The sequence below is a fragment of the Streptomyces sp. NPDC046859 genome, assembly GCF_040645135.1.
Taxonomy (GTDB): Bacteria; Actinomycetota; Actinomycetes; order Streptomycetales; family Streptomycetaceae; genus Streptomyces.
This window is the reverse complement of sequence record NZ_JBEYXR010000001.1, coordinates 197,481-222,543: the sequence shown is the minus strand read 5'-3', so window position 1 is coordinate 222,543 and position 25,063 is coordinate 197,481. Positions and strand designations below refer to the sequence as shown.

Sequence of the window (25,063 nt, the reverse complement as noted above, 5' to 3'; positions counted from 1 at the left end):
TCCGGATGCCTCAGTCCTTCTTGACCGCGGCGAGGAACCGGTCGAAGGCGGGGGCCGGGAAGGTGAGGGTGGCGCGGGCGGGGGCCTTGGAGTCGCGGACGGCCACACGGCTCGTCGAGTTCGCTATCTCCACGCACTCATTGCCGTCGCCCTCGCCCGAGTAGGTCGACCTGCGCCAGTTGTCCATGGGATGCCTCACAGCTCCTTCGCCAACCTGTGGATGAGGTCACGCGATCGGCTCGGTTCCAGCGATTGGTCTTCTACCTTACGGAAACGCGTTCGATAGAGCTGGAGTTGAGGCTCCGAGTCGACCAGCAGGGCACCGTGAGGAGCGTCGCGTGCCACCGTGTCCAGCCGGGGCGCGGCCCCACCGATGTAGGTCATCGCGCTGGAGGCCGTGGCGAAACCGTCCAGGTCGAAGGGGATGACACGCACAGTGATGTGAGGCGCTTCCGACAGCTCCAGGAGCCGCACGAGCTGTGCTCTTGAGGTGGCCCGGTCGCTGACCCGGATGCGAAGTGCCGCCTCGTGGATCACCGCCTCGTAGGGGATGTCGAACCGCTGACGCGCCTTCCGGTGTTCGATCCGCAGCTCCAGCTCCTCGGCTGTCAGTTCCGGGAGCCGGGACGAGAAGACGGCGCGCGAGTAGTCCTCGGTCTGCAGAAGTCCCGGCACATACAGGATGGCCACATGGCGGAGGAAGCACGCGTGGTGCTCCAGCTCGGACAGATCCAGGAACGACGTCGGCAGCAGCCCGCGGTACTTCTCCCACCAGCCCCGCGTCCGGTCCGTCGCCATCGCGACCAGCGCGTCCACGAACTCCTCGTCCGTGCAGGCGTAGTGCGCCGCCAGCCGGCGCAGCCGCTTCTCACTGACGCCCGCGAGAGCGGACTCGATGTGGGTGATCTGGGCCGGGCTCACCCCCAGCAGGGCCGCTGCCTGGCGTGACGTGAGGCCCGCCGCTTCGCGGAGTCGGCGCAGTTCCGTCGCCAGCCGCATCTGCCGTGCTGTTGGTTCGCGCCTCAAAGCCTCTACCGCCCTCTGGACCAACGCGCCCCCAGGCGCGACCCGTTCGGGGTCAGATTACGCGACCGGCTTGCCGCATCTCTAGATTTATATCTACTGTCTGTGACGCAGCGAGCACCTTGCGAAACCGGCATCCGGAAGCGCACCGCCCCGTCACGCCCTGACGGAGGCGGCAATGACACCGGGGCCCGCCCATCCCATCCCCCCTCACCGAGACGGACTTCGCATGCCCGAGAGCGCCCCCTGGGAGTACTCCCTCCACCTCCCCAACGACCTCCGTGCCGTCACCGTCAGTCGCCGCACCCTGCGCCTGATCCTGACCATGCACGGGCTCATCGGACTCGTGGACGTCGCCGAACTGCTCGCCGCCGAACTGGTCTCCAACGCCGTACGGCACGCCAAGGGCCCCGCCGCCCTCCGCGTGCGCTGGGCACCGCCCGGCACTCTGCGCATCGGGGCCTGGGACGCCGACCCCGAACCCCCGCGACCGCCCCGCGCGTTCGCGCACACCGCCGACGACGAGGACGGGCGCGGCCTCGCCCTCGTGCGGGCCTGCGCCGACGTGTGGGGGTGGCAGCCCTCGGCCCGGGACGGCAACCGGGGCAAGTACGTCTGGTGTGAGCTGGCGGCGGGCTGACCGGCCGTACGAAATCCAGTTGCCCGGCGCGTAAGGGCGGCCGATGCTCGACGTTTCGTCTCGCACGAGGGAGAGCCGCTTGAGCCGACCGCTGGTGGACGCCGTCCGGGCCGGAGACCCCGTGGCCGTACAGGAGTCGCTGAACGAGAGCGCCGATCCGGACACCGCCGGGGCGGACGGGCTCCCCGTGCTGTGTACGGCCGTCGCCGCCTTCGACTCCGTCGTCGCCGGTGCGCTGGTCGACGGCGGGGCCGATCCCGACCGCGTGCTGCCGGACGGGACCACCCCGCTGTGGCGGGCCGTCGACGGCGGCTCCCCCGCCGTCGCCACGGCCGTCCTCGGCCGCGAACCCCGGCTGCGCCTTCCCGAGGAGACGCGTGAGCGGCTCCTCGCTCTCGCCACGGCCTGGCACGAGACCGGCGTCGAGGAGGAGTTGCGGCGCCGCACCGGAGCACAGGGGCCGGTGGAGGCGGTCCGTCTCCCCGACGACGCCGAAGGTTTCCACTTCACCCACCAGGTGTCCCTCGGCGGCCTGTCCGTCCGGGACGGCCACGCCGGCATCCTCACCGCCCTGGAGTGGGCCTTCCGGATCCTGACCCCGGTCGATGAGCTGATCACCCGGGCCACCGCCGTTCCGGAGGAGGACCACGCGACCTGGTGGGAAGTGCTCCGAGTCCTTCTCGACCGGCGGAGCGAGGAGACCTGGTCGGCCGTGGTGGCCCACCGGCACCACCCCGCCCCGGCGCACCGCCGCTTCCTGGCGGACTACCTGCGCGTCCGCGGAATCCTCGCGGACGACTCGCCGTACGCGCGGCGCGAGGGCGACGTCCTGAGTGCCTGGGCCGCCGAGGAGGCCGACCCCGCCACGCTCGCGCGGGTGCTGCGAGCCCTGGACGAGTTCGACCACCCCGGGCGGCAGGCCGCCGGGCTGCGCCACGCCGCACACCCCGACGTGGAGGTGCGCCGGGCGGTGCCCGCCCTCTTCCTCCCCCTCGGAGACGACGCCCGCCCGGCACCCCGGGGCCGCCCGACCCTGCGCGCCCTTCTCCGCGACCCGGACGCCCAGGTGCGGCTCGGCGCCTGCCGCACGGCCGTGGGCGACGCCGACCTCGTCCGGGAGGCCGTACCGCGACTGCTCCGGCTGGTCGAGGAAGCGGATCCCGAGCTGCACGCCGCGGCGGCGGCCCTCCTGGCGTCCTGCCCGGACCGTACGGCCGCCGTCGCCGGCAGCCTGGCCGCGCTCCTCGAAAGCGGCGATCCCCCGACGGTGCTGGAGGCCGGCTACGGGCTGGCCCTGCGGGACGACCCCCGCACGGTCGACGCGTACCACCGGATCCGCAGCGCCGGCGCCGTCCACGAGTACGACCACCGGTGGGACGCGATCTGGCAGTGGAGCCGGGACAACGGCCTCATCACACCCGTCGATTGACGCCGGGGCCGCTCCCAGGAGGGTTCACGAGGCGAGGACGCCCTCCACCCCCTGCAAGAACGTCTCGCAGACCAGTTCCGGATCGAACAGGCACCCCGCCGCCATCGCGCCGTCCCGGAGCATGACGACATGCCGGCCGGCCTCGTCGGCGGGCTCGTGGCCGGCCCGTGCCAGCAGCTCCGTCACCGTCTCCAGGAACCACTGCCGGTGGGCCAGGACGGCCTGGTGGACCGGATGGGACGGGTCGGGGTATTCCGCCACCGCGTTGAGGAAGGCGCACCCGCGGAAGCCGGGCGAGCGGATGCCCTCCGCTATGGAGCGGGCCACCGCCCTGACCTCGTCGGCCGGGGACGCGGCGCTCTCCCGCGCGGCTCCCACCTGTGCCCGGATCCCCTGGTGGGCCAGGTCCAGATAGGCGAGGACCAGTTCCTCCTTGCCCGTGAAGTGCCGGTAGAGCGTCGCGCGGGTCACCTGCGCCTCGGCGATGATCCGGTCGACTCCGACGGAGTGGATGCCCTCGGCGTAGAAGATTTTCGTCGCCGTGCCGAGGAGCCGTGTCCGCGCCTCCGACACGCCGCCCGACGTGCCCCGTTTCGCTGTGCCCTCACTCATGGCCCCGAGGCTACCAAGCCATGAGGGAGAACGTTCGGTCTTGACAGATGTCACGGTCCGCGCCCCTAATAAAGAGACCGAACGTTCTCCCTCATGCAGACGTCCCACGCCACCGGAAGGCCCGCCATGGACACCGCCCTCGACACCTCCCCCGCCACCGACGCCACCGACGCCACCGCCGCCCTGCGCAAGCTGTACCTGCTGCGCTTCGCGTTCGCCGCCGTGTGGGCCGCCCTGCTGTTCGCGACCGCGGGCAGCCTGACTCCGGCGGCCGGGGCCCTGCTCGTGATCTATCCGCTGTTCGACGTGGCCTGCGCCGTCGTCGACCTCCGGTCCGCCCGCGAGAACGGCGGCCCCGTACGGCAGCTGTACCTGAACATCGCGCTCAGCGCCCTCACCGGCATCGGCCTCGCCGTCGCCGCCGCCTCCGGCATCCCGGCCGTGCTGCGCGTCTGGGGCGTGTGGGCGATCACCGCGGGCCTCGTCCAGCTGCTCGTCGGCGTCTCCCGGCGCCGGATGGGCGGGCAGTGGGCCATGATCGCAAGCGGCGGGATCTCCACGCTCGCCGGAGCGTCGTTCTTCGGACAGGCGGGCCAGGCCGACCCCTCGCTCGGCGCCCTGGCCGGATACGCCTTCCTCGGCGGGGTGTTCTTCCTCGTCTCCGCCCTGCGCCTGGGCCGCACCCGGCGGGCCGTCTGACGCGCGCGGGTGGCCGGGCTCTCGAGTCGGCCACCCGCCGGTAAAGGTTTGGTCTCGGCCACCCGCAGCCTCTTGCCTCCGCTCGTGTAATCGTTTCCAATCCTCCGTGTAATCGATTCCACGAGGAGGTGGAACGGTCATGGCGAGCATCAAGGACGTCGCCGCCGAGGCAGGCGTCTCCGTCGCCACGGTGTCGCGCGTCCTGAACGGGCATCCTTCGGTCAGCGAGGACGCCCGCCGGCGCGTGACGGCCGCCGTGACGGCCCTGGGCTACCGCCCGAACGCCGTCGCCCGCTCTCTGCGCACCGACCAGACCCGCACGCTCGGCCTGGTCATCAGCGATGTGCTGAACCCCTACTTCACCGAGCTCGCCCGCTCCGTCGAGGAGGAGGCCCGCAGGCTCGGGTACAGCGTGATCATCGGCAACGCCGACGAGCGCCCCGACCTCCAGGACCACCACGTACGGACCCTGCTGGACCGCCGTATCGACGGGCTCCTGGTCTCCCCCACCGACGGCGGCTCCCCGCTGATGCTGGACGCCGCGCGCGCGGGGACGCCGATGGTGTTCGTGGACCGCTGGATCCCCGGGGTGGACGTGCCGGTCGTGCGCGCCGACGGACGGGCCGCCGTGCGGGACCTCGTGGCCCATCTGCACGCGCTCGGGCACCGCCGGCTCGCGATCATCGCGGGGCCCGCGGCCACCACGACGGGCCGCGAACGCGTGGACGCCTTCCGGGAGGCGCTCGCCGCCCACGGGCTCGAACTCCCCGCCGCCTACACGGGGCAGGGCGACTTCCAGGCCGAGAGCGGGCGCCGGGTCACCGAGGGCTTCCTCGACCTGCCCGAGCCGCCCGAGGTCGTCTTCGCCGCCGACAACCTGATGGTGCTGGGCGCGCTGGACGCCGTCCGCGCGCGGGGCCTTCGCGTGCCGGACGACATCGCGCTCGCCGCGTTCGACGACATCCGGTGGTTCGTGCACACCGACCCGCCGATCACCGCCATCGCCCAGCCGACCGGCGAGCTGGGCCGGGCCGCCGTACGGGCCCTGGTCGACCGCGTCGAGGGGCGGACCGGCGAGTCCGTCACCCTGCCCGCCCGTCTCGTGGTGCGCCGCTCGTGCGGCGCGCCCCCCACCGCAGTGCAAAGGAGCACGTCGTGAGCGATCCGGACGAACTGCTGCGCATCGAGGGCATCCGGAAGGCCTTCCCGGGCGTGGTCGCGCTGGACGGCGTCGACTTCGACCTGCGCCGGGGCGAGGTCCATGTGCTGCTCGGTGAGAACGGCGCCGGGAAGAGCACCCTCATCAAGATGCTCTCCGGCGCGTACACGCCGGACGGCGGGCGCATCCTGGTCGGCGGCGAGGAGGTGCGCATCCACGGGGCGCAGGACTCCGAGCGCCTCGGGATCGCCACGATCTACCAGGAGTTCAACCTGGTCCCGGACCTCACGGTCGCCGAGAACATCTTCCTGGGGCGGCAGCCGCGCCGGTTCGGGATGATCGACCGGGCCCGGATGGAAGCCGACGCCGAGGTCCTGCTGAAGCGGGTCGGGCTCAGTGTCCCGCCCCGCACGCGGGTGCGTGAACTGGGCATCGCCCGGCTCCAGATGGTCGAGATCGCCAAGGCGCTCAGCCTGGACGCGCGGGTGCTCATCATGGACGAGCCGACCGCCGTGCTCACCTCCGATGAGGTCGAGACGCTGTTCGGGATCGTGCGGCGGCTGCGCGAGGACGGCGTCGGGATCGTCTTCATCACCCACCACCTGGAGGAGATCGCCGCGCTCGGCGACCGGGTCACCGTCATACGGGACGGCAGGAGCGTCGGGCAGGTCCCCGCGTCCACGCCCGAGGACGAGCTGGTCCGGCTGATGGTGGGCCGCTCAATCGAGCAGCAGTACCCGCGCGAACGGGCCGACGCGGGCCCGGCGCTGCTCACCGTCGAGGGCCTCACCCGCGACGGCGTCTTCCACGACGTCGGCTTCGAGGTGCGCGCCGGTGAGGTGGTCGGCATCGCCGGGCTGGTCGGCGCGGGCCGTACCGAGGTCGTCCGGGCGGTGTTCGGGGCGGACCCGTACGACAAGGGCGCCGTGAAGGTCGACGGCGCCTCACTGAAGGGGCACGACGTGAACGCCGCCATGGCGGCCGGCATCGGGCTCGTCCCCGAGGACCGCAAGGGCCAGGGGCTGGTCCTCGACCAGTCGGTGGAGGAGAACCTCGGCCTGGTCACCCTGCGGGCCGCCACGCGCGCGGGGCTCGTCGACCGCAAGGGCCAGCAGGAGGCGGCCGCGCGGATCGCGAAGCAGCTGGGCGTGCGGATGGCCGGGCTCGGCCAGCACGTGCGCACGCTCTCCGGCGGCAACCAGCAGAAGGTCGTCATCGGCAAGTGGCTGCTCGCCGACACCAGGGTGCTGATCCTCGACGAGCCCACGCGCGGGATCGACGTCGGCGCCAAGGTCGAGATCTACCAGCTCATCAACGAACTGACCGCGAACGGCGCCGCCGTCCTCATGATCTCCAGCGATCTCCCGGAGGTGCTCGGCATGAGCGACCGGGTGCTGGTGATGGCCCAGGGCCGGATCGCGGGCGAACTGTCCGCCGACGAGGCCACCCAGGACTCCGTGATGGCACTCGCCGTCAGCAACCCCACGACCGACAAGGAGGCCGCTCGTGGCCACTGACACGCTCAAGAGGAACCCGGGCGCCGGTGGCGCGACCGGCGGGCTGCGCCGCCTGCTCCTCGACAACGGCGCCCTCACCGCGCTGATCGTCCTGGTGATCGCCATGTCGGCGCTGTCGGGCGACTTCCTGACCACCGACAACCTGCTCAACGTCGGCGTGCAGGCGGCGGTGACCGCCGTCCTCGCCTTCGGCGTCACCTTCGTCATCGTCTCGGCGGGCATCGACCTGTCGGTGGGTTCGGTGGCGGCGCTGTCGGCCACCGTGCTGGCCTGGTCGGCGACCTCGCACGGGGTGCCGGTCGTCATAGCGGTGCTGCTGGCGGTGGCGACGGGTGTCGCGGCCGGACTCGTCAACGGCTTCCTCATCGCCTACGGCAAGCTCCCGCCGTTCATCGCGACGCTCGCGATGCTGTCGGTGGCCCGCGGTCTGTCACTGGTGATCTCCGAGGGCTCGCCGATCCCGTTCCCGGACTCGGTGTCGCACCTCGGTGACACGCTCGGCGGCTGGCTGCCGGTGCCGGTCCTGGTGATGATCGTGATGGGCCTGATCGCCGCGTTCGTGCTCGGCCGCACCTACATCGGCCGGTCGATGTACGCGATCGGCGGCAACGAGGAGGCGGCCCGGCTGTCCGGGCTGCGGGTGAAGCGGCAGAAGCTCGCCATCTACGCGCTGTCCGGTGTGTTCGCCGCCGTCGCGGGTGTCGTGCTCGCCTCCCGGCTGTCCTCCGCCCAGCCGCAGGCCGCCGACGGCTACGAGCTGGACGCGATCGCCGCGGTCGTCATCGGCGGCGCCTCCCTCGCGGGCGGCACCGGCAAGGCGTCCGGCACGCTGATCGGCGCGCTCATCCTCGCGGTGCTGCGCAACGGCCTGAACCTGCTGAACGTCTCCGCGTTCTGGCAGCAGGTCGTCATCGGCGTCGTGATCGCGCTGGCCGTCCTCTTCGACACGCTGCGCCGCAAGGCGGGCGCCACGCCGCTCGCCGCGGGCACCGGTCCGGGCGGCGGCAGGGGCAGGCAGGCGGGGACGTACGCGCTCGCGGCCGTCGTGACCGTGGCGATCGTCGGCGCGACCTCGTTCCTGCACGACAACGCGAACGGGTCGTCGAACCGCAGGGTCGGGCTGTCGCTGTCGACGCTCAACAACCCCTTCTTCGTGCAGATCCGCGCGGGCGCCCAGGCCGAGGCGAGGAAGCTGGGCGTGGACCTGACGGTGACGGACGCCCAGAACGACGCCTCGCAGCAGGCCAACCAGCTGCAGAACTTCACCAGTTCCGGTGTCGGCGCGATCGTCGTCAACCCGGTGGACTCGGACGCCGCGAGCAACTCCGTGAAGGCCGCCGACAAGGCCGGCATCCCGGTCGTCGCCGTCGACCGAGGGGTCAACGACGCGAAGACCGCCACCCTGGTCGCCTCCGACAACGTGGCGGGCGGTGAGCTGGCCGCCAAGTCGATCGCCGAGAAGCTGGGCGGCAAGGGGAAGATCGTGATCCTGCAGGGCCAGGCCGGCACCTCGGCCGCCCGTGAGCGGGCGCAGGGCTTCGCCGACGGCCTCAAGGCGTTCCCGGGCATCGACGTGGTCGCCCAGCAGCCCGCCGACTTCGACCGCACCAAGGGCCTCGACGTCATGTCGAACCTGCTCCAGGCCCACCCGGACGTCCAGGGCGTCATCGCCGCCAACGACGAGATGGCCCTCGGCGCCATCAAGGCGCTGGGGTCGAAGGCCGGGACGTCCGTGTCCGTGGTCGGCTTCGACGGCACGCCCGACGGCCTGAAGGCGGTGGAGGGCGGCTCGCTGTACGCGTCCGTCGCCCAGCAGCCGTCCCAGCTCGGCAAGATCGCCGTGGACAACGCCCTCAAGGCCCTCGACGGCAAGAAGGTCGAGCAGACGGTGAAGGTGCCGGTGAAGGTGGTCACGAAGCAGAACGTGGCCGGTTTCAAGGGCTGACATCGGCCGAACGGCCCACGGGTGGGCGGTCGTTGCCGGAGCATGGGTTCCGGTGGCGGCCGCCCGTCCAGGCGTCATCACGGGGACCGGATTCAGGGGAGCAACCTCATGTACGACTACGACCTGCTGGTCGTGGGGTCGGCCAACGCCGACCTGGTGATCGGTGTCGAGCGCCGGCCGGGCGCCGGCGAGACCGTGCTCGGCTCCGATCTGGCCGTCCACCCGGGCGGCAAGGGCGCCAACCAGGCCGTCGCGGCGGCCCGGCTCGGCGCGCGCACGGCCCTGCTCGCGCGGGTCGGCGACGACGCCTACGGCCGGCTGCTGCTGGACTCGCAGCACGCGGCCGGCGTGGACACGGTGGGCGTGCTGGTCGGCGGAGCGCCGACCGGGGTCGCGCTGATCACCGTGGACCCGTCCGGCGACAACAGCATCGTGGTCTCCCCCGGCGCCAACGGCCGGCTCACCCCGGCCGACGTACGGGCCGCCGCGAGCCTGTTCCAGGCGTCCCGCGTCGTCTCGACGCAGCTGGAGATCCCGCTGGAGACGGTCGCGGAGGTCGTGCGCAACCTGGCGGACGGCAGCCGCTTCGTGCTCAACCCGTCGCCGCCGCGGCCGCTGCCGGCCGACGTCCTGGCGGCCTGCGACCCGCTCATCGTCAACGAGCACGAGGCGCGGGTCGTCCTCGGTGACGCGGCGGTCGGCGACTCCCCCGAGGACTGGGCGCGGATCCTGCTCGCCAAGGGGCCCCGCTCGGTGGTCGTGACGCTCGGCGCCGAGGGCGCCCTGGTGGCCTCCTCGGAGGGGGTCACGCGGGTCCCGGCGGTGAAGGTGGAGGCCGTGGACACCACCGGTGCGGGCGACGCGTTCACGGCGGCGCTGGCCTGGCGGCTGGGTGCCGGCGCCACCCTGGCCGAGGCGGCGGCGTACGCGGCCCGGGTCGGTGCGGTGGCGGTGACGCGGGAGGGTGCTCAGGTGTCGTTCCCGACGGCGGCGGAGGCCGAGGCGCTGTGAAGCGGGCCGGAATCCTGAACCGGGGGCTGTCCGGCGCGCTGGCCGAGCTGGGCCACGGCGACGGCGTCCTGGTGTGTGACGTGGGGATGCCGATCCCGGCGGGGCCGCGGGTCGTGGACCTGGCGTTCCGGGCCGGGGTGCCGTCGTTCGCCGAGGTGCTGGACGGGCTGCTGGCCGAGCTGGTGGTGGAGGGCGCGACGGCGGCGGCCGAGGTGCGGGACGCGAACCCCGAGGCGGCCTCGCTGCTCGCGCAGACGTGCCCCGCCCTGGAGCTGGTGCCGCACGAGCGGCTCAAGGAGCTGTCGGCCGGGGCGCGGCTGGTGGTGCGCACCGGTGAGGCCCGGCCGTACGCGAACGTGCTGCTGCGCTGCGGCGTCTTCTTCTGACCGGTCCCCCCCGGCCGTGACGACGTTTCGAGGGGCCCGGTCCGTCGACCGGGCCCCTCGCGTCCCCTCCCGTCAGAACCCCCGCGATCCCCCCAGATCCCCCTCCAAAGGTCCTGACGCCAAGTACGACCCGCGAGGTGCGGGGAGGGTTGCACGCTTCGCCGGATTTTTTTCCGCGGTCCTCCGGCCCGCCCTCGGCGTGCCGTTCCACCGGTGCGGACGTAGCGTTTCAGTTATGCAGGAGCTGGACGAGATTCCCCTCGTGGCCTTCCAGGACGACGTGCTCGACGAACTCGGTGACGAGGCGGTCGGGGACATCGCCCGGCTGCTGGGCACGGACGAGGCCGGGGCGCGGCAGGTGATCTGCACGACCGTGACGGCGCTGTCCGGGGAGGCGGAGATGGTCGCCACCCCGCCCGGCGCCCCGCTGACCGGTGTGCCCACCGTGGGCGGTCCCGCGACCGGCGGTCTGATGGCCCGCCTGCTCGCCGAGGAGGCGGACCCGCTGACCACCGACGTGGCCGCCAGGACCGGGCTGCCCCGGCCGGCCATGGCCCGGACGGTGGGCGTGCTGGTCCCGGCGGTCCTGACCGTATTGGAACGGCGGGCGACCGGGCGCCAGGTGTATTGATCACGAGCGTTGACAACGCTCGTGATCAATACACCTGGGCCGCGACGCCGCGCGGGCGTATGCGTCAGACGGCGTGCCGGGTGAAGCGTGCGACGGTCTCCGCCAGCACCTCCCGGCCGTCGCGTGCCCACAGGGCGTCGTTGAACAGCTCCACCTCGATGGGCCCGGTGTAGCCGGCCGCCTCCACGAGGTCCCGCCAGTGGCGCAGGTCGACCGAGCCGTCGCCGAGCTGGCCCCGGCCGTTCAGGACGCCGGCGGGCAGCGGGGTGATCCAGTCGGCGAGCTGGAAGGTGTGGATCCGGCCGCTCGCGCCCGCCCGGGCGATCTGCGCGGGCGCGTCCTCGTCCCACCAGATGTGGTACGTGTCCACGGTGACTCCGACCTGCCGGGCCGGGAAGCGTTCCGCGAGGTCCAGCGCCTGGGCCAGGGTCGACACGACACAGCGGTCGGCGGCGAACATCGGGTGCAGCGGCTCGACGGCCAGTTGCACGCCGCGCGCCTCGGCGTACGGCCCGAGCTCGCCCAGGGCGTCGGCGATCCGCTCCCGCGCCCCCCGCAGGTCCCGGGAGCCGGCGGGCAGGCCGCCGGAGACCAGCACCAGGACGTCCGTGCCCAGGGTGGCCGCCTCGTCGACGGCCCGCCGGTTGTCGTCCAGGGCCCGAGCGCGCTCGGCCGGGTCGATCGCGGTGAGGAAGCCTCCCCGGCACAGGGTGGTGACCGTCAGGCCGGCGTCCCGGACGAGCCGGGCGGCCGCCTCCACGCCGTACTCCTGGACCGGTTCGCGCCACAGGCCGACGGCCGGGACGCCGAGCTCGCGGCAGGCGGCGACCAGTTCGGGGAGCGGGAGCTGCTTGACGGTCATCTGGTTGACGCTGAAGCGGGCGAGGTCGCTCACGCGGGCACTCCGTACAGGGACAGCAGGGTCCTCATCCGTTCCTCGGCCCGCTTCGGGTCGGGGAACAGCCCGAGCCGGTCGGCGAGTTCGTAGGCGCGGGCGAGGTGGGGCAGGGAGCGGGCGGACTGCAGGCCGCCGACCATCGTGAAGTGCGTCTGGTGGCCGGCCAGCCAGGCCAGGAACACCACGCCGGTCTTGTAGAAGCGGGTGGGCGCCTGGAAGAGGTGGCGGGACAGCTCGACGGTCGGGTCGAGGAGGGCGCGGAAGCCGTCCGTGTCGCCGGTGTCGAGAACGCGGACCGCTCGGGCGGCCAGCGGGCCGAGGGGGTCGAAGACGCCGAGCAGGGCGTGGCTGAAGCCGTGCTCGTCGCCCGCGATCAGCTCGGGATAGTGGAAGTCGTCGCCGGTGTAGCAGCGCACGCCCTTCGGGAGCCGGCGGCGCAGCCCGACCTCGCGCCGGGCGTCCAGCAGTGAGACCTTGACGCCGTCGACCTTGCCGGGGTGGGCGGCGATGACCTGGAGGAAGGTGTCCGTGGCCGCGTCGAGGCCGGGCGAGCCCCAGTAGCCCTCCAGCGCCGGGTCGAACATCGGGCCGAGCCAGTGCAGGATCACCGGGTCGGCGGCCTGGCGGAGCAGGTGGCCGTAGACCCGCAGATAGTCCTCGGGGCCCGTCGCGGTGGCGGCGAGGGCGCGGGAGGCCATGAGGATCGCCTGGGCCCCGCTGTCCTCCACGAGCGCGAGCTGTTCCTCGTACGCGGCGCGGACCTGGGCCAGGGAGGCCGGGCCGGTGAGCTGGTCGGTGCCCGCCCCGCAGGCGATACGGCCGCCGACCGCCCGGGCCTCGGCAGCGCTGCGGCGGATGAGTTCGGCCGCGCCCGCCCAGTCCAGGCCCATCCCGCGCTGGGCGGTGTCCATGGCCTCGGCGACGCCGAGGCCATGGGACCACAGGTGCCGGCGGAAGGCGAGGGTGGCGTCCCAGTCGACGGCGGCCGGGGAGTCGGGGGTGACGTCGGCGTACGGGTCGGCGACGACGTGGGCCGCGGCGAAGACCGTGCGGGAGGTGAGGGGGGCGCCCGAGGCGGGGGCCAGGGGCTCGGTGCGGGGTTCGTAGGCGCGGGGGGCACCGTGCGCGTCGGGCAGGTGGATGGTCACGGCGTGATCTCCGGTACGTCGAGGCGGCGGCCCTCGGCCGAGGACCTCAGGCCCAGTTCGGCGAGCTGGACGCCGCGGGCTCCGGCGAGGAGGTCCCGGTGGTAGGGGGCGCCGGCGTGGACGTGCCGCAGGAACAGCTCCCACTGGGCCTTGAAGCCGTTGTCGAACTCCTCGTTGTCGGGGACCTCCTGCCACTGGTCGCGGAAGGAGTACGTGGCCGGGACGTCGGGGTTCCAGACCGGCTTGGGGGTGGTGCCGCGGTGCTGGACACGGCAGCGGCGCAGTCCGGCGACGGCCGAGCCCTCGGTGCCGTCGACCTGGAACTCGACGAGTTCGTCGCGGTCGACGCGCACGGCCCAGCTGGAGTTGATCTGCGCGACGACGCCGCCCTCGAGTTCGAAGAGGCCGTAGGCCGCGTCGTCGGCGGTGGCGTCGTACGGCTCGCCGTTCTCGTCCCAGCGCCGCGGGACGTGGGTGGTGGCGAGGGCCTGGACGCTCGTGATCCGGCCGAACAGCTCGTGCAGCACGTACTCCCAGTGCGGGAACATGTCGACGACGATGCCGCCGCCGTCCTCGGCGCGGTAGTTCCACGACGGGCGCTGGGCCTCCTGCCAGTCGCCCTCGAAGACCCAGTAGCCGAACTCGCCGCGCACGGACAGGACCCGGCCGAAGAAGCCGCCGTCGATCAGGCGCTTGAGCTTGCGCAGGCCCGGCAGGAAGAGCTTGTCCTGGACGACGCCGTGCTTGACGCCGGCGGCGGTCGCGAGCCGGGCGAGTTCCAGGGCGCCCGCCAGCCCGGTGGCCGTCGGCTTCTCGGTGTAGACGTGCTTGCCCGCGGCGATCGCCTTGCGCAGGGCCTCCTCGCGGGCGGAGGTCACCTGGGCGTCGAAGTAGATGTCGACGGTGGGGTCGGCGAGGACCGCGTCGAGATCGGCGGAGATGTGCGTCGGGTCCAGTCCGTACCGGTCGGCGAGGGCCTTCAGGGCGTGCTCGCGGCGGCCGACCAGGACCGGTTCCGGCCACAGCAGGGTGCCGTCGCCCAGATCGAGGCCGCCCTGTTCGCGCAGGGCCAGGATCGAGCGGACCAGGTGCTGGCGGTGACCCATGCGCCCGGTCACACCGTTCATGGCGATACGCACCGTCTTGCGTGTCACGTCGTTGCCCTCCGTAGGTGCCGTGCGCGGCGTTCGCGCGCGGTCGTCGCACAGGTGCGCGCGAACGCCGCGTACCCCCTCCCTCGCCCAGCGTCACGGCAAGCGCTTTCTACGCGCTGGTGAAGCTACCTCCGAGCAGGGGTGGAGACAAGACCGTGACGGGGTCGAGTTGTTCGAGGGGACGAACAACCGGGGTGGTTGGCCTTAAGGTCTGCTCGACATACACGGAACCGCGGCCACTCACGGCCTGTCTACGAGGTGGCGGCCCGAGCACGGGCGGCCCGGGGGGTTCCACGACATGCGCGACCGGAGGACGACGAGATGACGGTGACCCTGGCGGACGTGGCGGCCCGCGCCCAGGTCTCGCCCGCGACGGTGTCGCGCGTGCTGAACGGCAACTATCCCGTCGCCGCCTCCACCCGGGAGCGGGTGCTGCGCGCGGTGGACGAGCTGGACTACGTGCTGAACGGCCCCGCCAGCTCGCTGGCCGCCGCCACCTCCGACCTGGTCGGCATCCTCGTCAACGACATCGCCGACCCGTTCTTCGGGATCATGGCGAGCGCCATCCAGTCCGAGATCGGCGGCCCCGGCGGCCGGGCGGGCGGCGAGCGGCTCGCGGTCGTCTGCAACACGGGCGGGTCGCCGGAACGCGAACTGACGTACCTCACCCTGCTGCAGCGGCAGCGGGCGGCCGCGGTGGTGCTGACCGGCGGCGCCGTGGAGAGCGCGCCGCACGCGGAGGCCGCCGCGGCGAAGCTGCGCAAGCTGTCGGACGCCGGGACCCGGGTGGTGCTGTGCGGGCGGCCGCCCGCGCCGGGCACGGGCGCGATCGCGCTGGCCTTCGACAACCGCGGGGGCGCGCGTGAGCTGACCGAGCATCTGATCGGGCTCGGGCACCGCAGGCTCGGGTACATCGCGGGCCCGCTGGAGCGCACGACCACCCGGCACCGGCTGGAGGGCCACCGGGCCGCGCTGGAGGCCCACGGCATACCGGTGGACGACCGCCTGATCGTGCACGGCCGCTACGACCGGCGGTCCGGCTACGAGGCGACGCTGGAACTGCTGCGCCGCGACACGTCCCTGACGGCCGTGGTCGCCGCGAACGACTCCGTCGCGCTGGGCGCCTGCGCGGCCCTGCGCGACTCCGGACTGCGCATCCCGGACGACGTCTCGGTGGCCGGCTTCGACGACCTGCCGTTCGGCATCGACGCCGTGCCCTCCCTCACGACGGTCCGCCTCCCGCTCTCCGACGCGGGCGCCCGAGCGGGCCGCATCGCCATGGGCCGCGAGGAGCCGCCCCCGGGCGACCTGGCGACGATCCGCGGGGAACTGATGGTGCGGGGGTCCTCCGGGGTGCCGCGGGGCTGACGCGGCGGCCCGTGTCCGGCCGGATGTGTGGACCTCGTTTCCCTGGCAAGGTGAGGTACATGAAGCTGGCGTTCTCGACTCTCGGCGTCCCCGGTCTGCCCCTCCCCGACGTGCTGCGGCTCGCGTCCGCGCACGGCTACCACGGCGTGGAACTGCGCGCCCACCCCGAGGAGCCGGTGCATCCGGGCCTCGGGCCCGGCGAACGGGCGGACGTGGCCGCCGAGTTCAAGGCGGCCGGCGTGGAACCGCTGGGCGTCGCCGGGTACACCCGGATCGCGGCGCCCGGGGACGACGGGCCGGTCATCGAGGAGGTGCGCACGCTCGTCGACCTCGCCCACGACATCGGCGCGCCCTACGTGCGGGTCCTCCCCGGCGCCGACCCGGAGCAGGCCCCCGAGGCCACGGACGCGATCGCCGCGCGCCGGCTCGGCACGGCGGCGGAGTACGCCGCCGACAGCGGGGTGCGCGTCCTGCTGGAGACCCACGACTCGCACCGGGCGGCCGCCGACGCGATGCGGGTGCTGGGCCTGGTCGGGCACCGCAACGTCGGCGCGCTGTGGGACGTCATGCACACCTGGCTGGCCGGTGAGCAGCCCGCGGAGAGCTACGCGGCCCTCGCCCCCCATCTGGGCTACATCCAGGTCAAGGACATCGCGACCGCCGACGACACGGCTCCGCTGCCGCTCGGCGCCGGGGTGCTGCCGCTCGCCGAGTGCGTCGAGGTCCTGTCCCGGCACGGCTGGGACGGCTGGCTGTGCTGGGAGTACGAGAAGCGCTGGCACGAGGACGCCGCGCCGCTGGAGGGTCTGCTCGACACGGGCCGCGACCACCTGTCCCGGCTGCTGAACGAGTCCGCGTAGGCGCGAGGGGCGACCGGCCCTGAAATTCGGTGGCCGGGCTTCGAGGGGCGCTATAACGTACCCCCTCGTGCCTGAGCCCGCCCGTCACCCAGCCCTGCTGTCATGAGCCTCACGCGTGCCCTGATCGACGTACGGCCCTTGAGCGGTTCCCCCGTCTTCCGGCGGCTGCTGATCGGGCGGACGGTGTCCATGCTCGGCGGCTTCATGACCATGGTGACCGTGCTCTACCAGGTCTGGGACATGACGCACAGCACCATCTGGAGCGGCGCGGTCGGTCTCGCGCAGGTGGTGCCCATGGTCGTCGTGGGGCTGCTCGCGGGATCGTGGGTGGACCGGGGCGACCGGCGCCGGATCTATCTGACCGCCACCGTCGGCCAGGCGGTCTGCGCGCTGCTGCTGGCGGTGCAGGGCTTCACCGGACACGTCCCGGTGCTCGGGGTCCTCGTGCTCGTGGCCGCCGGTTCCTGCTTCGGGGCGGTCGGCGGCCCGGCGGCGGGGGTGTTCGTGCCGCGGCTGCTGCCGAAGGAGCAGGTGGCGGCGGGGCTGGCCCTCAACCAGGTGTCCGGCCAGTCGATGATGCTGCTGGGCCCGGCGGTGGGCGGCCTGTGCCTCGGCTGGTTCGGCATCGGCGCCTGCTATCTGATCGACGCCCTGACCTTCGTGTTCGCCTTCTACGGCGCCTTCGGGCTGCCCGCGCTGCCGCCCGAGGGCGAGCCGTCGCGGGCGGGGGTGCACGGCGTCCTGGACGGGCTGCGCTTCCTGGCCGGGCACCGCGTGGTGCGCGGCGCGCTGATCACCGACCTGGCCGCCACGGTGCTGGCGATGCCGGTGAGCCTCTTCCCGCTCGTCAACGCGGAGCGCTTCGGCGGCGATCCGCGCACGCTCGGCCTCTTCATGTCGGCCGTGGCGGTCGGCGGTGTCACGGCGACGGCGGTGTCGGGCCCGGTCACCCGGCTGGGCCGCCCCGGCCTCGTGATGCTGTGCGGGGCCGGGACCTGGGGGGTGGCCCTGACCCTGTTCGGCCTGGTGAGCAATCCGTGGACGGGACTCGGGCTGCTGGCGGTGGCGGGCGGCGCGGACTCCCTGTCGGTGGTCTCCCGGGTCACGATCGTGCAGACCCGGACCCCGGACGCCCTGCTGGGCCGGGTCACGGCCGCCGAGCAGATCGTCGGCCAGGGCGGCCCGCACCTCGGCAACCTGCGCGGCGGACTGGTCGCCGGCTGGACGGACGGGGCGACGGCCCTCGTCCTCGGCGGCCTGCTGTGCGTGCTCGCGGTGACGTACGTCGGGGCGAGCACCCCGGAACTGCGGGACGGCGCCCTCTCCGAGGACTAAAGGGTGTTGCGACAGTCCCGTCCGCCCCGCCCGCCACCGGCGTCCCGACTTCGCCGACGGCGCCCGTTCCGGGGAACCCAGCCCCGTCGCCCCTCGTCCAACGGGCAAGCTGCCGGAGAGTCACCGTGGCACGGTGTCGGCCTCGCTGCTGGCTGCGATCGCTGACCACCCTCTCCAGCCGTGCCCCGGCCGGCAGCACGCCGTCATCGGCGCGCCCCCCTCCAACTGCGCCGATGGCGGCCCTCTTCGGTTACGGTCCATTCCCTTGACTGGCAGAAACTTCCCGGATATTGGTGACTCCTCGGAAGTTTCCTTCACAGCGCCACCTCCGGAAGGAGCGCACGTGCCCGACACCAGCACGGGAAGCACCGCATCGCCTTCAAGACGCCTGGTCCTGGCGGCCACGGCCGGTCTCACCGGCGCCCTGGCCCTCGGCGGCACCGCGCACGCCGCCCCGCCCGACGACAGGAAGTTGCGCGCCCTCATCGACCGGATGACGCTGCCCGAGAAGGTCGGCCAGCTCTTCGTCATGCGGGTCTACGGCCACTCCGCGACCGACCCGGACCAGGCGGACATCGACGCCAACCTCCAGGAGATCGGCGTGCGCACGGCCGCCGAACTGCTCGCGAAGTACCGGGTGGGCGGCATCATCTACTTCACCTGGGCGCACAACACCCGCGACCCGCACCAGATCGCCGGTCTGTCGAACGGCATCCAGAAGGCGTCGCTCGCCCAGCCGCGCGGGCTGCCCGTGCTCATCTCCACCGACCAGGAGCACGGCATCGTGTGCCGGGTCGGGGAGCCCGCCACGCTCTTCCCGGGCGCCATGGCCGTCGGCGCCGGCGGCTCCCGCTCCGACGCCCGCACCCTCGGCCGGCTCGCCGGGGAGGAGCTGCGGGCGCTGGGCATCCGGCAGAACTACTCCCCCGTCGCCGACGTCAACGTCAACGCGGCGAACCCGGTGATCGGCGTGCGCTCCTTCGGCTCCGAGCCGGACGCGGTGGCCGCCCTGGTCGCCGCCGAGGTCGCCGGGTACCAGCACGCGCGCCAGGTCGCCGCGACCGCCAAGCACTTCCCCGGCCACGGCGACACCGCCGTCGACAGCCACACCGGTTTCCCGGTCATCACCCACACCCGTGAGCAGTGGGAGAAGCTGGACGCGCCGCCGTTCCGGGCCGCCGTCCGCGCCGGCATCGACTCGATCATGACCGCGCACCTCATGGTCCCGGCCCTCGACGACTCCGGCGACCCCGCCACCCTCTCCCACCCGATCCTCACCGGCATCCTGCGCGGGGAACTCGGCTACGACGGGCTGGTGGTGACGGACTCGCTCGGCATGGAGGGGGTCCGTACGAAGTACGGCGACGACCGGGTCCCGGTCCTGGCGCTCAAGGCGGGCGTGGACCAACTCCTGAACCCGCCGAACCTGGACGTGGCGTGGAACGCGGTCCTGAAGGCCGTGCAGGACGGCGAGCTGACCGAGGCACGGCTCGACGAATCGATCCTGCGCATCCTGCGCCTGAAGGCGAAGCTCGGGCTGTTCGACGACCCGTACGTCAGCCAGTCGGGCGTGGACCTCTCCGTGGGCACGCCGGCCCACCTGAAGGCCGCCGACCGCATCGCCGAGCGCACCACGACCCTGCTGGTCAACGAGGGGTCGCTGCTGCCGCTGTCCCGCCGGTCCCACCGCAGGGTGCTGGTCGTGGGCGCCGACCCGGCCTCCCCGTCCGGCACGACGGGCCCGCCGACCGGTGTGCTCGCCGGGGCCCTGACCGAGCTGGGCTTCACGGCGACCGCCCTGTCGACCGGCACGGCGCCGTCCTCGGTGACCATCGCCCGGGCCGTGGAGGCGGCGCGCGAGGCGGACGCGGTGGTGGTCGGCACGTACAACGTCACGGCGTCCAGTACGCAGAAGACACTCGTCGAACAGCTTCTCGCCACAGGGAAGCCGGTGGTCGCGGTCGCCATCCGCAACCCCTACGACGTGGCCCGTCTGCCCGGCGTGCGGGCCTTCCTGGCGGCCTACGCCTGGACGGACGTCGAACTGCGGGCCGCCGCCAGGGTGATCGCCGGGCGGGTGGCCCCGCAGGGCAGGCTGCCCGTGCCGGTGCAGCGCGCGGACGACCCGGCCCGGGTGCTGTTCCCGGTCGGCCACGGGCTGTCGTACCGCGGCCGCTGACCTCCTGACGCATCGGACGTAGCGCCCGTACGCCACACAACGGGCGCACTCGTCACCGACCGGCGCAAAGGGCCCCGTATGTCTGGCGTGTACCCGCTGTCGCGGGTCACGCTGGACCGGGGGGTGCGATGCGTGGAGGACGGGGTGGGACGGCCGTGTGGGCGGTGCCGGCGCTGCTCGCCGCGCTGCTGACGGGGTGCCAGGGTTCCTCGGGAGCCCCCGGGGACGGCCCGCCGGGCCCGAGCGCGGGCGGGTCCGCGGGGCGGGCCACCGCGCCGGGGCCCGGTGGGCACGGGGCGGTGTTCCTCGCGGTGGACGAGTGCAGTTCGTTCGGCCGGACCAGTTTCACCGAGGTGCCGTGCACGAGCGAACGGGCGGCCGCGCGGGTCGTGGCCCGGCACGACGGCACGGTCCGCGACGGCGCGCCGTGCCCGGGGACCACGGACTTCGTCCTGCACATCAGCGCCCAGGACCGGACCTCCGACGAGGACGGCGACGGCGCGGTTCCCCAGGGCTACGCCTGCATGCGCAACCTCACGCCGCCCCACCCCGGGGACCCCGGCGGCGGGGGCGGCCCCCGCACGATCGTCGGCGACTGCGTCTACGGCTCGGGCGACGGGCAGGTCCGGGAGACGGCCTGCGACGGCGAGGGCGAGCACAAGCCGGGCTACAAGGTGACGAGGACCGTGGACAGGCGGTCCCAGTGCCCCTCGTCGACCGCCCTGTACGTGGAGGTGGGCGGCGAGAAGCCGGTCGGCTGCGCCCGGCGGATGTGACGGCGGGTCGCGCCGCGGGTCAGCACAGGATCCAGCCCTTGCTCACCGAGCCCCGGCCCACCTTGCCCTTCACCCACACACAGCGGTGCCCGGCGTGGACGGTGACCGGTCCGGCCCGGCGGGTGTACTGGCCCTCGTCCGTGACCGGGTTGGCCCGGTAGGCCCGCACGCTGACCATCATGCGCTGCTTGGGGCCGGGGTTCTTCGGCAGCGTGACGGCGCAGACGTAGCCGTTCTTCCTGTACACGTACAGCGTCCCGGTGGAGAACGGGTACGTCCTGACCTTGCGCCCCTCGCAGCGGCTCGGCGCGGCGTGCGCCTGCGCCGGAACGGCGATCGCGAGCAGCCCGGACGCCGTCACCAGCGCCAGGCAGACGGCCAGTCGTCGGCGTATCCCACCCTTGTCCACTGCGAAAGTCCTCCCCGTACACCGGCGTTGAGCGTACTGGTGTACGGACGCCGGGCGTACGCCGGATGGTTGCACGGCCGTCACGCCGCCGCGCTCACCTGGCCACGCCGACCGGTTCCTCCGGCTCGGCCTGCCCGAGGAAGGTCCGCCACAGCTCGGCGTACCGCCCGCCGCGCGCCAGCAGTTCCTCGTGCGTGCCGTCCTCGGCGACCCGGCCGTGGTCCATGAGCACCACCCGGTCGGCCCGCGCCGCCGTCGTCAGCCGGTGCGCCACCACGAGCGTCGTACGACGGCCCGCGATCCGGTCCGTGGCCTGGTTGACCTGCGCCTCCGTGGCCAGGTCGAGGGCGGCCGTCGCCTCGTCCAGGAGCAGCACGTCGGGGTCGACCAGCTCGGCGCGGGCCAGCGCGATCAGCTGGCGCTGCCCGGCGGAGAGGTTGCGGCCGCGCTCGGCGACCTCGTGGAGGTAGCCGCCCTCCAGGGTCGCGATCATCTCGTGCGCGCCCACCGCCCGCGCGGCCGCCTCGACCTCGGCGTCGGTGGCGCCGGGACGCCCGTAGGCGATGGCGTCCCGGACGGTGCCGGGGAAGAGGTACGCCTCCTGCGGCACGACCCCGAGCCGGTGGCGGTACGACGTCAGGTCCAGGTCCCGCACGTCGGTGCCGTCGACGGTGACACGGCCCGCGCTCGGGTCGTAGAACCGGGCGACCAGCTTCACCAGGGTCGACTTGCCGGCGCCGGTCTCCCCGACGAACGCGACCGTCTGCCCGGCGGGGATGCGCAGGTCGATGCCGGACAGCGCCTCCTCGTCGTCGCCGTAGGCGAAGTGCACGTCCTCGAAGGCGATCTCGCCCCGCAGCTCCCGCACCTCGCGCGGCTCCTCGGCGGCCCGCGTCGACGTCGGCTCGCGCAGCAGCTCCTGGATACGGCCGAGCGAGACCGTGGCTTGCTGGTAGCCGTCGAAGACCTGGGAGAGCTGCTGGACCGGCGCGAAGAACAGGTCGATGTAGAGCAGGTACGCCACCAGCGCACCGGTCGTCAGGGTGGCCGTGTCGATCCGCACCCCGCCCACGATCAGCACGGCCGCGGCCGCCGCCGACGCCAGGAACTGCACGAACGGGAAGTAGATCGAGATGAGCCACTGGCCCCGGATCCGGGCCTGGCGGTAGCTGTCGCTGTGCTCGGCGAACCGGGCGCCGCCGTCGCGCTCGCGCCGGAACGCCTGCACGATCCGCAGGCCCGCCACCGACTCCTGGAGGTCGGCGTTGACCACCGACACCCGCTCACGGGCCAGCTCGTACGCCTTCACGCTCGCCCGGCGGAAGAAGTAGGTCGCGACGACGAGCGGCGGCAGCGTCGCGAAGACCACGAACGCGAGCTGCACGTCGAGCACCAGCAGGGCGCCCATGATGCCGAAGAAGGTGACGACCGAGACGAACGCGGTGACCAGGCCGGTCTGCAGGAACGTGGACAGCGCGTCCACGTCCGTCGTCATCCGGGTCATGATCCGGCCGGTCAGCTCGCGCTCGTAGTAGTCCAGGCCGAGTCGCTGGAGCTGGGCGAAGATCTTCAGCCGCAGCGCGTACAGCACCCGCTCGCCGGTGCGCCCGGTCATCCGGGTCTCGCCGACCTGCGCGGCCCACTGGACGCCGACCGCGAGCAGGCCGAGCAGGGACGCCGCCCACACCGCGCCCACGGCGGCCTGTCCGACGCCCGAGTCGATGCCGTGCCGGATCAGGATCGGCAGCAGCAGGCCCATGCCCGCGTCGACGGCGACCAGGGAGAGGCTGATCAGCAGCGGGCGCCCGAAGCCCCGCAGCAGCCTCCGCAGCCCGTACGACCGCTCGGGCCGGACCGCGCTCGCCTCGTCGACGTCGGGGGTGTCGAGCGCCGGGGGCAGGGCCTCGACCTGGGCGAGCAGTTCCGGGGTGGCCGGCGACTGGGCCAGCGCGAGGTCCTTGGGCTCGCGGTCGCCGGTCCACAGCCGGGGCGTGACCCCGCGCTCGGCGTCGAACTCGGCGTCCAGCTCGTCCCGGACGGAGGTGTCCTCCTGGGGACAGGGCGGCTGGGTGTGGCCGGGCGAGACCCCGCCGAGCTCGTCGGGGTCGGTGAGCAGCCGGCGGTAGAGGGCGGAGCGCTCCTGGAGCTCCTCGTGGGTGCCGATGTCGGCGAGCCGGCCGGCGTCCAGGACCGCGATGCGGTCGGCGAGGCCGAGGGTGGAGCGGCGATGGGCGATGAGGAGGGTCGTGCGGCCCTCCATGACGTGCTTGAGCGCCTCGTGGATCTCGTGCTCGACGCGGGCGTCCACCGCCGAGGTGGCGTCGTCGAGGACGAGGAGGCGGGGGTCGGCGAGGATCGCGCGGGCCAGCGCGATCCGCTGGCGCTGGCCGCCGGAGAGGGTCAGGCCGTGCTCGCCGACCTTGGTGTCGTACCCCTCGGGCAGGTCGGCGATGAAGCGGTCCGCCTGGGCGGCGCGGGCGGCGGCCTCGATCTGCTCGTCGGTGGCGTCGGGGCGGCCGTAGGCGATGTTGGCGCGGACGGTGTCGGAGAAGAGGAACGAGTCCTCGGGGACGAGCCCGATCGCGGCCCGCAGCGAGTCGAGGGTCAGCTCGCGCACGTCGTGGCCGCCGACGAGGACGGCGCCGCGCGTGACGTCGTAGAAGCGCGGGAGCAGCAGGGAGACGGTGGACTTGCCGGAGCCGGAGGCGCCGACCACGGCGAGGGTCTCGCCGGCGCGGATCTCCAGGCTGAGCCCGTCGAGGACGGGCCGCTCCTCGTCGTAGCCGAAGGAGACGTCGTCGAACTCGACCGTGGCGGGGGCGTCGGCCGGGAGGGCCCTGGCGCCGTCCTTGATCGAGGGCTCGGTGTCGATCAGCTCCAGGACGCGCTCGCTGCTCGCTCGCGCCTGCTGGGCGACGGTGAGGACCATGGCGAGCATGCGGACCGGGCCGACCAGCTGGGCGAGGTAGGTGGAGAAGGCGACGAAGGTGCCGAGCGTGATGTGCCCGCGCACCGCCAGCCAGCCGCCGAGGGCGAGCATGGCGACCTGGCCGAGCGCCGGGACGGCCTGGAGGGCGGGGGTGTACTTCGCGTTGAACCGGACGGTGCGCAGCCGCCCGGCGTAGAGCCGGCGGCCGACCTCGCGGAGCTTGCCGGTCTCCTGCTCCTCCTGCCCGAACCCCTTCACCACGCGCACACCGCTGACGGCGCCGTCGACCACGCCCGCGACGGCCGCGGCCTGGGCCTGGGCGTACCAGGTGGAGGGGTGCAGCCTGCTGCGGCTGCGCCGCGCGATCCACCACAGGGCGGGGGCGACCGCGAGGGCGACCAGGGTCAGCGGCGGCGACAGCCACGCCATGACGGCCAGGGAGATCAGGAAGAGCATGAAGTTCCCGATGGTCATCGGGAGCATGAAGAGCAGGCCCTGGATCAGCTGGAGGTCGCTGGTGGCGCGGCCGACGACCTGTCCGGTGGACAGCTCGTCCTGCCGGCGCCCGTCGAGCCGGGTGATCGTCCGGAACATGTCGGTCCGCAGGTCGTGCTGGACGTCGAGGGCGACCCGGCCGCCGTAGTAGCGGCGGACGAAGGTCAGGACGTAGACGGCGACGGCGGCGGCGATCAGCAGCCCGGCCCAGACGGCCATGCTGCGCGTGCCGCCGATCACATCGTCGATGATCACCTTGGTGATCAGCGGGACCAGCGCCATGACGGCCATGCCGCCGAGGGAGGAGCCGAGGGCGAGGATCACGTCCTTCGGGTAGCGCCAGGCGTAGCCCCAGAGTCGTCGTGCCCATCCTGGCTGCGCTGCCACGCCCGTGCCTCCCGTTCGTCCTGGTCTGCCGGAAGGCACCAACGTCCGTGAGCTCGGATTTCATCCCGCCGCA

General features: G+C 73.2%; 22 protein-coding genes. 14 read left to right on the top strand and 8 right to left on the bottom strand.

From position 1 onward, the window contains the following. Positions 1–10: 10 nt before the first annotated feature. Entirely contained in the window at positions 11–187 is a 177-nt protein-coding gene (locus tag ABZ899_RS01050; RefSeq protein ID WP_361338908.1) for a DUF397 domain-containing protein, read from the bottom strand. Between the two features lie 8 nt (positions 188–195). After that, positions 196–999 carry a helix-turn-helix transcriptional regulator gene (locus ABZ899_RS01045; protein ID WP_361338905.1) on the bottom strand — a complete coding sequence of 268 codons (804 nt, stop codon included), beginning with the start codon at positions 997–999 and terminating at the stop codon, positions 196–198. Between the two features lie 253 nt (positions 1,000–1,252). On the opposite strand from ABZ899_RS01045, the gene ABZ899_RS01040 reads away from it, so the two are divergent. After that, positions 1,253–1,663, top strand: coding sequence for an ATP-binding protein (locus ABZ899_RS01040; protein WP_361338903.1), 411 nt, complete (start codon positions 1,253–1,255; stop codon positions 1,661–1,663). A 79-nt stretch (positions 1,664–1,742) separates the two neighbouring features. Next, positions 1,743–3,092: a hypothetical protein gene (locus ABZ899_RS01035; RefSeq protein WP_361338900.1), complete on the top strand. Its 1,350-nt coding sequence runs from the start codon at positions 1,743–1,745 to the stop codon at positions 3,090–3,092. Positions 3,093–3,116: 24 nt separating this feature from the next. Here ABZ899_RS01035 and ABZ899_RS01030 read toward each other — a convergent pair whose 3' ends face one another. After that, entirely contained in the window at positions 3,117–3,704 is a 588-nt protein-coding gene (locus ABZ899_RS01030) for a TetR/AcrR family transcriptional regulator (protein ID WP_361338897.1), read from the bottom strand. A gap of 126 nt (positions 3,705–3,830) precedes the next feature. On the opposite strand from ABZ899_RS01030, the gene ABZ899_RS01025 reads away from it, so the two are divergent. From ABZ899_RS01025 to ABZ899_RS00995, 7 genes are all read left to right on the top strand, one after another. After that, positions 3,831–4,403: a hypothetical protein gene (locus ABZ899_RS01025; protein WP_361339523.1), complete on the top strand. Its 573-nt coding sequence runs from the start codon at positions 3,831–3,833 to the stop codon at positions 4,401–4,403. A 139-nt stretch (positions 4,404–4,542) separates the two neighbouring features. Then, positions 4,543–5,562: a LacI family DNA-binding transcriptional regulator gene (locus tag ABZ899_RS01020; protein WP_361338895.1), complete on the top strand. Its 1,020-nt coding sequence runs from the start codon at positions 4,543–4,545 to the stop codon at positions 5,560–5,562. Next, complete coding sequence (locus ABZ899_RS01015) at positions 5,559–7,079, top strand: sugar ABC transporter ATP-binding protein (RefSeq protein ID WP_361338893.1); 1,521 nt, start codon at positions 5,559–5,561, stop codon at positions 7,077–7,079. Before ABZ899_RS01020 ends, ABZ899_RS01015 begins: the two co-directional genes overlap by 4 nt. Next, entirely contained in the window at positions 7,069–9,024 is a 1,956-nt protein-coding gene (locus ABZ899_RS01010) for a substrate-binding domain-containing protein (RefSeq protein WP_361338890.1), read from the top strand. Before ABZ899_RS01015 ends, ABZ899_RS01010 begins: the two co-directional genes overlap by 11 nt. Positions 9,025–9,132: 108 nt before the next feature. Continuing rightward, positions 9,133–10,035 carry a ribokinase gene (locus ABZ899_RS01005; protein WP_361338888.1) on the top strand — a complete coding sequence of 301 codons (903 nt, stop codon included), beginning with the start codon at positions 9,133–9,135 and terminating at the stop codon, positions 10,033–10,035. Continuing rightward, positions 10,032–10,421 (top strand): D-ribose pyranase, encoded by a 390-nt coding sequence (gene rbsD, locus ABZ899_RS01000; protein WP_361338885.1) that lies wholly within the window; start codon positions 10,032–10,034, stop codon positions 10,419–10,421. Before ABZ899_RS01005 ends, rbsD begins: the two co-directional genes overlap by 4 nt. A 235-nt stretch (positions 10,422–10,656) precedes the next feature. Then, complete coding sequence (locus ABZ899_RS00995; RefSeq protein WP_361338882.1) at positions 10,657–11,052, top strand: hypothetical protein; 396 nt, start codon at positions 10,657–10,659, stop codon at positions 11,050–11,052. Positions 11,053–11,116: 64 nt separating this feature from the next. Here the strand turns inward: ABZ899_RS00995 and ABZ899_RS00990 are convergent, their stop codons facing one another. The 3 genes from ABZ899_RS00990 to ABZ899_RS00980 are packed head-to-tail and all read right to left on the bottom strand — an operon-like array spanning position 11,117 to position 14,252. After that, complete coding sequence (locus ABZ899_RS00990; RefSeq protein WP_361338879.1) at positions 11,117–11,947, bottom strand: sugar phosphate isomerase/epimerase family protein; 831 nt, start codon at positions 11,945–11,947, stop codon at positions 11,117–11,119. Continuing rightward, positions 11,944–13,098, bottom strand: coding sequence for a dihydrodipicolinate synthase family protein (locus tag ABZ899_RS00985; RefSeq protein ID WP_361338876.1), 1,155 nt, complete (start codon positions 13,096–13,098; stop codon positions 11,944–11,946). The genes ABZ899_RS00990 and ABZ899_RS00985 overlap by 4 nt, the downstream gene beginning before the upstream one ends. Next, positions 13,095–14,252 carry a Gfo/Idh/MocA family oxidoreductase gene (locus tag ABZ899_RS00980; RefSeq protein ID WP_361338873.1) on the bottom strand — a complete coding sequence of 386 codons (1,158 nt, stop codon included), beginning with the start codon at positions 14,250–14,252 and terminating at the stop codon, positions 13,095–13,097. The genes ABZ899_RS00985 and ABZ899_RS00980 overlap by 4 nt, the downstream gene beginning before the upstream one ends. Positions 14,253–14,573: 321 nt before the next feature. Here ABZ899_RS00980 and ABZ899_RS00975 point away from each other — a divergent pair, with 321 nt between their 5' ends. The 5 genes from ABZ899_RS00975 to ABZ899_RS00955 all read left to right on the top strand — a co-directional run bounded on the left by ABZ899_RS00975 (position 14,574) and on the right by ABZ899_RS00955 (position 20,770). Beyond that, complete coding sequence (locus ABZ899_RS00975; protein WP_361338871.1) at positions 14,574–15,620, top strand: LacI family DNA-binding transcriptional regulator; 1,047 nt, start codon at positions 14,574–14,576, stop codon at positions 15,618–15,620. Positions 15,621–15,679: 59 nt separating this feature from the next. Then, entirely contained in the window at positions 15,680–16,480 is an 801-nt protein-coding gene (locus ABZ899_RS00970; protein WP_361338868.1) for a sugar phosphate isomerase/epimerase family protein, read from the top strand. 102 nt (positions 16,481–16,582) lie between these two features. Beyond that, the gene (locus tag ABZ899_RS00965) at positions 16,583–17,815 is read left to right on the top strand and encodes an MFS transporter (protein WP_361338866.1); all 1,233 of its coding nucleotides are present in this window, start codon (positions 16,583–16,585) and stop codon (positions 17,813–17,815) included. A 343-nt stretch (positions 17,816–18,158) separates the two neighbouring features. Continuing rightward, positions 18,159–19,994: a glycoside hydrolase family 3 protein gene (locus tag ABZ899_RS00960; RefSeq protein ID WP_361338862.1), complete on the top strand. Its 1,836-nt coding sequence runs from the start codon at positions 18,159–18,161 to the stop codon at positions 19,992–19,994. A 128-nt stretch (positions 19,995–20,122) separates the two neighbouring features. Next, positions 20,123–20,770: a hypothetical protein gene (locus ABZ899_RS00955; RefSeq protein ID WP_361338859.1), complete on the top strand. Its 648-nt coding sequence runs from the start codon at positions 20,123–20,125 to the stop codon at positions 20,768–20,770. A 19-nt stretch (positions 20,771–20,789) separates the two neighbouring features. On the opposite strand, the gene ABZ899_RS00950 is transcribed toward ABZ899_RS00955, so the two are convergent. Then, positions 20,790–21,179, bottom strand: a complete 390-nt coding sequence (locus ABZ899_RS00950) for a hypothetical protein (RefSeq protein ID WP_361338856.1) — start codon at positions 21,177–21,179, stop codon at positions 20,790–20,792. 94 nt (positions 21,180–21,273) lie between these two features. After that, positions 21,274–24,990: an ABC transporter ATP-binding protein gene (locus ABZ899_RS00945; RefSeq protein WP_361338853.1), complete on the bottom strand. Its 3,717-nt coding sequence runs from the start codon at positions 24,988–24,990 to the stop codon at positions 21,274–21,276. Between the last annotated feature and the right edge of the window lie 73 nt (positions 24,991–25,063).